7 protein-coding genes and 1 pseudogene are annotated in these 8,336 nt (G+C 34.4%); all 8 read left to right on the top strand.

Features of this window, described 5'->3' with window-relative positions:
- Positions 1 to 529: pseudogene (locus tag DW036_RS25685) on the top strand (hypothetical protein); the annotation flags it as partial.
- A 130-nt stretch (positions 530 to 659) separates the two neighbouring features.
- On the top strand, positions 660 to 1,052 hold the full coding sequence (locus DW036_RS25065; protein ID WP_118466699.1) for a DUF3244 domain-containing protein: 393 nt from the start codon (positions 660 to 662) through the stop codon (positions 1,050 to 1,052).
- 29 nt (positions 1,053 to 1,081) lie between these two features.
- On the top strand, positions 1,082 to 1,279 hold the full coding sequence (locus DW036_RS25060; RefSeq protein WP_118466697.1) for a TIGR04149 family rSAM-modified RiPP: 198 nt from the start codon (positions 1,082 to 1,084) through the stop codon (positions 1,277 to 1,279).
- Between the two features lie 185 nt (positions 1,280 to 1,464).
- Positions 1,465 to 2,844, top strand: a complete 1,380-nt coding sequence (locus tag DW036_RS25055; RefSeq protein WP_158585992.1) for a radical SAM peptide maturase — start codon at positions 1,465 to 1,467, stop codon at positions 2,842 to 2,844.
- A 24-nt stretch (positions 2,845 to 2,868) separates the two neighbouring features.
- Positions 2,869 to 4,071: a TIGR04150 pseudo-rSAM protein gene (locus tag DW036_RS25050; RefSeq protein WP_369906909.1), complete on the top strand. Its 1,203-nt coding sequence runs from the start codon at positions 2,869 to 2,871 to the stop codon at positions 4,069 to 4,071.
- Positions 4,068 to 6,713, top strand: coding sequence for a TonB-dependent receptor (locus DW036_RS25045; RefSeq protein WP_118466691.1), 2,646 nt, complete (start codon positions 4,068 to 4,070; stop codon positions 6,711 to 6,713). Before DW036_RS25050 ends, DW036_RS25045 begins: the two co-directional genes overlap by 4 nt.
- A gap of 20 nt (positions 6,714 to 6,733) precedes the next feature.
- The gene (locus DW036_RS25040; RefSeq protein ID WP_118466689.1) at positions 6,734 to 7,552 is read left to right on the top strand and encodes a GLPGLI family protein; all 819 of its coding nucleotides are present in this window, start codon (positions 6,734 to 6,736) and stop codon (positions 7,550 to 7,552) included.
- Between the two features lie 8 nt (positions 7,553 to 7,560).
- Positions 7,561 to 8,336: cysteine peptidase family C39 domain-containing protein (locus tag DW036_RS25035; RefSeq protein WP_233560544.1), on the top strand; the 776-nt coding region annotated here is incomplete at its 3' end.

The raw sequence follows: 8,336 nt of genomic DNA, 5'->3' as shown, positions 1-8,336 counted from the left end.
AGAGAAACAAGACTTGCAGCAGAAGTACATACAACTTAAAAACGAACTCACCCAAAAAGAAGCTGAGATAGTTTCTCAACAAAAGGATATTAATCAACACCATATCAATGAAGAGAAAAAGAAGGAACTACAACAAGAACTTGATACTTTAACGAGAAAACGAAGTGCGTTGGCAAAAGAAACTCTTGAGCATTCAGAGGTTTACTCAAAAATAGAAAGGATTATTAACTCTTACAAAAAATACGATAAATCAGAAGAACAGTTGAACGATGACGACTGGCAGCGTTTCATAGTTGAAACCGACATACGTTGGGAAAAAGCCATTACCCGACTGAGAATTCAATGTGAATTGGAAAAAGAAGAAGTGCACTTATGTTGTCTGCTTTTGACTGATTTTCCAATTAGCAACTTAGAATATATAATAAAACAAACGAGAAACACAATCTACAGAAAAGAAAAAGAAATCCTAAAAAAGGCAGGCTGCCCGTCGGGTACAAACAAGCTAAAAGAATTTCTTAAAAACTATTAAATCACGCACTTTTAAGAGGAATATAAGCGTAAAATGCATCATATAAAGCGAAATGATACACTTTTGATACACTCTATCAGGATAAAACCCCGCTATATTTGCAGTAAACAATATCTAATAAACGAAAAATATGAAAAAGCTATTATTCCTTTTAATCGCATTTCTTGCTTGGGGAACTTCCGCATATTCCCAAGAGTTTATTAAAGGCATGGAAATTAGCCTTTATGGAGATATAAAAAAAGATAATAATGTAGATCCAGAAACTGCTCCTAAAACGCGCAGCATTATTATACAACCTGCACATGCATACTTATATAATAAAGTTATATCCATATCTTTTGAAGAAGTGATGCCAGCAGTCACCATCAAGATTACCAAAGAATCTACCGATGAAACTGTTTACTCACAGGAATATATAAGTCCAACAACAATCTCTGTAAACTTGAACCTACTAGATTCAGGAACATACTACATAGAAATCAGCTCGGACAATATTTCGTTACAAGGAGAATTCCCCTTGTAGCATAGTAATAATTTAAAAACTTAATTAAGATGAAAACATTAAAATTAACTGTTTTCGAAGCAGATGCTCTTTCTAAAAAAGAAATGAGCAAGGTATTAGGCGGTAATGTTTGCGGATGTGGATGCCCAGGGCCATCTAGTACTGCTGCAAACGGAAATGCTAATGTAAAAGGTAACAAATACACCAACACTTCATTTGACAAAATGGAAATTGTAGTAACGCCCTAACGGATATTAACCTAAAAAGCCTGGGTTGTAGATAGCTATTTACAACCCAAACTTTATGAAAATAAGAAAGTAAATATATGACATCCTTTTATACTCGGTCAAACAACAATAATTATTATCACTTCAATTTCAACACGAAAGTTCTTTCGCTTATTTCACCCATCACCTTTAGGATTAACACATTAATGAATGAAGGAAAGGATGAAGCGAATATATTAGCAATATTATCAGCTGAATATAATCTCAATTCTAATGATGCAAAATTCTATCTAAGCCAATATTCCCTATTTGAAGAAGCAACTACACAATACTCAATAGCTGAAAACTATAATGTGGAGTTGACTCCTCAGATGATAGAAACAACCTTAAGTAATTTGGAACAAATTACTTTTGAAGTAACTGATGCTTGCAACCTTAAATGCAAATATTGTGGATATGGTGACTTTTATGAAAACTATGACACGCGTACACACAAGAATTTACCAATAGAATATGCAAGAAGGTTAATAGAGTTTTTATCTAAGTATTGGGAAACAAAAGAGAATATATCAGAAGGAGAAGTTATTTATGTCAGTTTTTATGGCGGAGAACCTTTATTAAATATGCCTTTCATCAAAAGCATAGTACGCTTATTCGATAGCTACAATCTGAAACGGCCAATCAAATATACAATGACAACAAATGCCATCTTACTAAAGAAACATATCAGCTATCTGGCATCACATGATTTTCACTTACTTATCAGCTTAGATGGGAATAAATACAATAATAGCTATCGTGTGTGGCCAAACGGAAAGAGTTCTTATAATATTGTGTATGAGTGCATGAAATATATACAAGATAATTTACCCGCATATTTTAAAAATAACATAGAGTTCAATGCCGTTCTACATGACAAGAACTCTGTTGAAAAGATAATCAATTTCTTTAAAAAAGAATTCTCCAAGACCCCACTTATAGGAGAATTAAATCTTAATGGAATCAAAAAAGAAAAAAAAGACGAGTTTAAAACTCTATTTAGAGATACAGCACAAAGCATAAATGAATCCTCACAAAAAGGGAAATTAGAAAAAATAATGCAAGACAAAGACCCTTTTTTAAACTTGTTGACAGTATTTATACAACGTAATAGCATAATGTCTTATTCTGATTACAATTCTCTATTCTCTCTGAAAAGAAAAATACAGAGTTTACCAACAGGGACCTGCATTCCTTTTAGCAAAAAAATATTTATTACTGTAAATGGTAAATTATTGCCATGTGAGCGAATCGGACAAGAATATAGCCTAGGGCATGTAACAGATCAGAAAGTTGAACTTGACTTGAACGCCATATGCAAATATTACAATAAATGGCTAATGCCGATAAGCCAAAAATGTAGCACTTGCTATATGAGACATTCCTGTCAACATTGCATATTCAATTTCCCCAAATCTGATAAACCTTTCTGTATAGATTATCTAAATAAAGAAAATTTTAAAAGATTTTTAAAAAGGACAATAGATTATCTCGAAAGAAACCCGCAGAGTTTTCACCATATAATGAAAGACATCATAATGAGATAAATTATGGAAAAGCAAGAAGCACTTATTATTCACCCCTATACCTATATTACCTTGATTGGGGAAGATTACCTACTGTATAACACCATCAATGGGGAATATATAAGAGGAAATGATTTAAACATTGCAAAAATCATAAAAAGGCTTTTATCTACTAATAGCCAATGGATATATCATGTACCAACTGAAGATAAAGATATAGGCTTAAGCAATTTCATTCTTGAGGTTAAAGAAAAAAATATCGGTGATTACATAAAAAACTATAATAAGCAAGGAGCTATTCAATTCTATCCCATAAAGAACATTCAACATGATATAAAGAGGTATAAAGGATATAGCGAGTACAAGTCTGGTGACAATGTAGCAAAATATCTTCATGAATTATCTATTTACATAAACAACCAATGTACACAAAAATGCCAATCATGTAACCAAAGCTACAAACAGTATACATTCTGTCGCAAAGAAAAAGAGATTATTAACATAGACCTAAAAGCACTGTCTACCTTTATAGAAAAAACAGCACTCCCATCATTATATAGAATCAATATTTGGGGAGGAAACATTTGGAATTATCCTCAACTCAAAGAGTTACAACTAGAGCTATCTACTTTAAACGTAGACATATATTACCACACCTATATTTCCAACTTTAATCTGAAACAAATAGATTTAAACAGCTTTAAACATATTGTAATATTAGTAAATATCGCCGAATACAAAGAAACATATAACGAGGCTTTTCATGTAATAGAGAACATAGAATATAATTTCTTTATTACAAATGAGACAGAATTAAACATGGCTCATAGCCTTATTAAGAAGCATCAGCTAATACATTATCAGATAAGACCAGTTTACAACAAAAAAAATTATGAATTCTTTAAAGAATTCGTATTCATCAACGAGGAAGATATCTTTGAACGAACGCATACTTTCCAAGATATATTCAGAAATGACACATTAAACTGTAATTATTTCGGAAAAATGGTTATATTTGAAAATGGAGATGTTTTCACAGATGTCAACCAAAAGGCTACCGGAAATATTTATCAGAACTCTATTTCTGAATTGATATGGAAAGAGTTGGAAACAGGGAAGTCGTGGCTCAGAATAAGAAAACAACAAAAACCTTGCAATAAATGCATTTTCAGAGAATTCTGTCCACCTACTTCAAATATAGAAATGGCATTGAGAAAAAATGACCTTTGTTATAAATCAATGGAATGAACAATATAAAGAGACATATTATCTTTGTTTCTTTCATCCTTTTGTTTCGTCTTTGCTATGCCCAAACTACCATCGAAGGACAAGCCACAGATGAGAAAGGAAATTCTATCTCTGATATTAGTATAATTATCACCACTACAACAGCCTCCCCCGAAACCTTAGGCTATGCTTTTACTGATAAAAATGGATATTATAACATTCAATTCAGCTCAGAAGAAAAACAAATAAAAGTACAGTTTTCCGGATTCAATATACAGAAAATAGAAACAATACTCCCTAATCGTTCCACTACCTTTAACCCAACCGTAAAAGAGGAAGCTATCAATCTGAAAGAAGTTATTGTAAAAGCAGAGAAAATCTGGCAACAAGGAGATACATTGAACTATAATGTAAACTCCTTTATGTCCGATAATGACGCTTCTATCGGCGAAGTACTGAAAAAGATGCCAGGAATTAGCATAAAGCCATCAGGAACCATTGAATACAAAGGCAAAGCTATCAGTAAATTTTATATTGAAGGAATGGATTTGTTAAAAGGACGGTATGGAATTGCAACTAACAACATTCCCCCTTCTTCCATCTCTACCGTACAAATATTGGAAAACCACCAAGAAGTGAAAGCTCTGAAAAATCTGGAATTCCCGGATGCAGCCGCCATCAACCTGAAGTTAAAAGATTCTGCAAAAGGAATTTTCAACCTTATAGCACAATTAGGTTTAGGAACAGACAAAAATATGCTATGGGAGAATGAGCTGATAGGAACCTATTTTACCCGCAAACGCCAACATTTTATTACTTACAAGAATAACAACAACGGGGCTAATTTGGCAAAAGAACTGACATCACATGCTGATGACTCCCCATTAGTTATCAACCAGTTCATCCAAATGGAAATACCATCTCCTCCCGGTATTGAATTATCCAAATATAACTTTAACAACACAAATGCAACAAGTGCAAACAATATATGGAAATCATCCAAAGGAGATGAAATAAATATGAATATTGTCTACATGAACGACCATGAAAAACGTAATAGTTATGAGCAAACAATCTACATGATGCCTGATGGAAGTCCAAATACGATAGAAGAAGAAATGGCGTCTACCTCTACAATCAACAAATTGGAAGGGAATATATCATACAACCGCAATAAAGAAAATAATTACCTTGCCAATGACGTGAGCTTTTCGAGTGAATGGGAACGAGGGATTGGAAATATATTTAATGAACAGGATATCAACCAATCATTGAAGATGAAAACATTTCAAGTATCAAATGCATTACATTGGATTCGAAAAAAAGACGAATATAAAGGGATAGAATTAGAATCACATACACATTTCGGAATAAAACCACAAAAAATGTATGTACGTCCTTGCTTATTCGACGATTTATTTTCCGGAGAAGATATAACAGGAGTTCAACAGAATGTTACAAATACAGATTTCACCTCACGCAACTCAATTTCTTTACTGACAGCATGGATGATTGGCAATATACGCATCAGTCCTGCCGGGATATTCAATTTGAGATACAGTAGGCTAAGGAGTAAATTATTTCCTATTCAAACATTAGAAGACGCTTACAATAGGAAACTTCAGAACAACGCTCACTTTTATGAAATAGAAAGCGGAATCTCTGCTAATATTGATTACAAGATCAAACGCATTGAAATTACATTATTTCTCCCGATTAAGTTCAATTATAACCACTTGAAGCAGAAAAAGCAAGACTTTACAATAAATAAATCAGAAGTCGTTGCAGAGCCGTTCTCCTCCATCAGATATAGAATAAACTCTCATTGGGAAACGTCTGCAAGCTATAATCTCAACTATGGGAGATCTAGCATGCAAAATCTTTATGGTGGCTACATTTTAACTAACTACCGCAATCTGAACAGCTACCAAGCAAATCTTGATAAGTCAGTATACCAAAACACCAATCTTAAAATCAACTATAAGAATGTAGCTAATATGCTCTTTACAGGGATTAATATTACGCATAGTCAATATAAACCACGCATTCTGTATGGCTATAATCTGGACGGAGCTCTTTCACGAATGATAACCCATAAGACCAACAAGAGTGGGAATATTTGGTATATTGGTTTCCGAGTAAGTAAAGGCTTCTCTTGGAAAAATCTCAATTTAGAATTAGAAAGTGCATGGAGCAAAAATGAATCACCTCAATTAAGGCAAGAAGAAGTGGTTTACTATTTATCGCAAACTGCATTCGTAACAGGCAAGGCCAACATGACCCCCTTTAAATGGCTTTCATTCGATTATCAAGGAACTTGGCAATGGAATCAATCATGGATTAAGAATGGAGGAAACTTTCCAATCAGCCGAACTCTTACCAATAAAACTACTGCTAAAGCAACAATAGTATCGGGCTTGATTCTTTCGGGAACGTTAGATAACTATTATAACAATCAAATAGAAGGTAACAAGTCTTTCACCTTAGTGGATATGAATCTCAGTTATAAATGGAAAAGTACAGTATTCACTTTAGTGTGGAATAATATCTTCGACATAAAGAAATACACCTATTCCTATACCAGCAGTATGAATAAGTATTACTCTGAATATCGCATACGCCCGACATCGGTTATGTTTAAAATCAAATTCAAAATATTATAAACTTAAAAACAGTTACTATTATGAGAAAAATTATCTTTGCCTTGCTATTAGGCGCGTTCTCTACGGTACAGGCACAAATAGAATTTGCACCGGCACCTAAATTATTAAATAAATATGACATTATAGATACTTGTCTGTTCAAAATCACCTATAAGTTGAAAATTGTGCCTGACCCTCAAAAGAAAAGTTATACCTATAATGATGTGCAAATTCTGGAAATAGGGAAAAATGGCGCAAAAAGTTATAGCTATATGCTTTATGAAAAAGACTCTATTTGTACAAAACTAAATGCTAAAGGTGTGTCTAATACTCCTTTGTTACAAAAAGCTGTTCTGCCGATGGAGGTTTTTGTATCTGGAAAAGATAATCAAACGACTGTGGTTTACAGAACAATCTTAGGTGGCCCTATTTACATTTACACGGAACCCACAGAGAATATAAAATGGACTATAGTATCAGGCCGGAAAACAATATTGGGATATGACTGTCAGAAAGCTACCGCTACTTTTAAGGGACGAGACTATGAAGCTTGGTTTACGATGGATATACCAAGTAAATATGGTCCATACAAATTTGTAGGCCTTCCGGGACTCATCCTTTCAATTCAAGATAGTAATAAAGAATACAATTGGGAGTGTATCGGAATAAAGAAAGGTAACAACAAAACAACTATAAATAAGTATAAATGGGAGTACAACAATACTACTCCAGAGAAATTAGAACAGACCGTTTCACGAATGTATAAAGACCCCATTCATTTCATGCAATCATTAGGTGCTAAGGTCAGAAATGAAACTAATAGCGGACTAAGTATGTCTTATAATCCTCTTGAAAAATAATAATATAAATGAGAAGTATCCCATACTATCCACAGCACGACACCATGGATTGCGGCCCTACCTGCCTCCGCATGGTAGCCGCTTTCTATGGCAAACGTTATTCACTGGAAGGGTTAAGGGAAAAATCATTTATCACCCGTGAAGGAGTATCCATGCTCGGCATCAGCGAAGCGGCAGAAAAGATTGGTTTTCGCAGCATTTGCGTACAAGTGGGTTATGAAAAACTGAAAGAAGCTCCTTTACCTTGTATTATACATTGGAACCAGCAACACTTTGTCGTGGTATATAAGCTCAACGACAAGCATGTTTGGGTGGCCGATCCCGAAGCAGGAAAGCTAAAATACACCAAAGAAGAATTCTGCAATTGCTGGCTGAGTTCCCGAAAGAAGGAAGAAGACACAGGAGTAGCGTTATTGCTGGAACCCTCTCCGAATTTTTACGAGATAGAAGACGAGGAGGACAAAGTGAACCGCAGAGGATTTGGATTCTTGTATTCGTATCTCCGTCCGTACCGGAACTTGGTAGGGCAGTTATTCTTAGGTTTACTACTGGGCAGCATGATACAGCTCATGTTACCTTTCCTCACACAATCTGTAGTAGACTTCGGTATCAATAACCAGAATCTTGGTTTTATCTATCTGGTACTGATAGCTCAGTTGATGCTGTCTTTCAGCAGCAGTGCCGTAGAGTTCATACGGGGATGGATACTGCTACATCTGGGTACTCGCATTAACATTGCCCTCATATCAGACTTCCTCATCAAACTGATGAAGATGCCCATCAA

This window comes from Bacteroides sp. AF39-11AC (assembly GCF_003474285.1).
Taxonomy (GTDB): Bacteria; Bacteroidota; Bacteroidia; order Bacteroidales; family Bacteroidaceae; genus Bacteroides.
This window is presented reverse-complemented; position numbering and strand designations above follow the sequence as displayed.